The 814-nt window shown below is 53.1% G+C and carries 3 rRNA genes; all 3 read right to left on the bottom strand.

Features of this window, described 5'->3' with window-relative positions:
* Positions 1-317: ribosomal RNA gene (locus tag B5F87_RS21305) — 23S ribosomal RNA — on the bottom strand; the annotation flags it as partial.
* Between the two features lie 207 nt (positions 318-524).
* Positions 525-642 (bottom strand): 5S ribosomal RNA (gene rrf / locus B5F87_RS20530).
* Positions 643-727: 85 nt separating this feature from the next.
* A 16S ribosomal RNA gene (locus B5F87_RS20525) occupies positions 728-814 on the bottom strand; the annotation flags it as partial.

Here is an 814-nt window from a genome sequence, read left to right as displayed (position 1 = left end):
GCAGATCCCTTCCGCAGTCCGAACCCCGCGATGCACGCATCACGGTTTGGGCTCTTCCGCTTTCGCTCGCCGCTACTGACGGAATCGATGTTTCTTTCTCTTCCTCCGGGTACTTAGATGTTTCAGTTCCCCGGGTTCCCCTCCGCACGCTATGGATTCACGTACGGATGACTGAGGGTTGCTCAGCCGGGTTTCCCCATTCAGAGATCTCCGGATCGATGGATATGTGCTCCTCCCCGAAGCTTATCGCAGCTTATCACGTCTTTCATCGGCTCTCAGTGCCAAGGCATCCGCCCTGCGCCCTTCTTCGCTTGACCTTTTCCTCGCCCGTATCCCTCGCAAGGATACGGCTGCTTCCTGCCTGCCCTAGCGTAGGCGGCAGTCCGCGTTTTTCTATTTCTTAATATAAATAGGAATCTGATGTCGTTATTTCTTATCTAAGAATATAACTCTCTGTGTGCAGTTTTCAATGTACATCCTTTCCTTCCGTCTCACACCTGCGGTTCCTCTTCTTTTGAAAGGGAACCGGGCAGCCACCTGCTCTCCCATGCCGTCTCCAGCATAGTACCATCGGCCGTCCAGGTCTTAACCATCGTGTTCGGGATGGGTACGGGTGTGTCCCCTGGGCGCATCGCCACCCGGAAGGTTCGTTATCAACTTTTACTGTCCTAAGACAGCTCACTTGATAACTGAATAACAAAACAACTCTCTACTTGTTCTTCCTTAGAAAGGAGGTGATCCAGCCGCACCTTCCGATACGGCTACCTTGTTACGACTTCACCCCAGTTACCGGCTCCACCTTCGACAGCTCCCT

This window comes from Eubacterium sp. An3, from assembly GCF_002159465.1.
Classification (GTDB): domain Bacteria; phylum Bacillota; class Clostridia; order Lachnospirales; family Lachnospiraceae; genus Anaerobutyricum; species Anaerobutyricum stercoris.
This window is presented reverse-complemented; position numbering and strand designations above follow the sequence as displayed.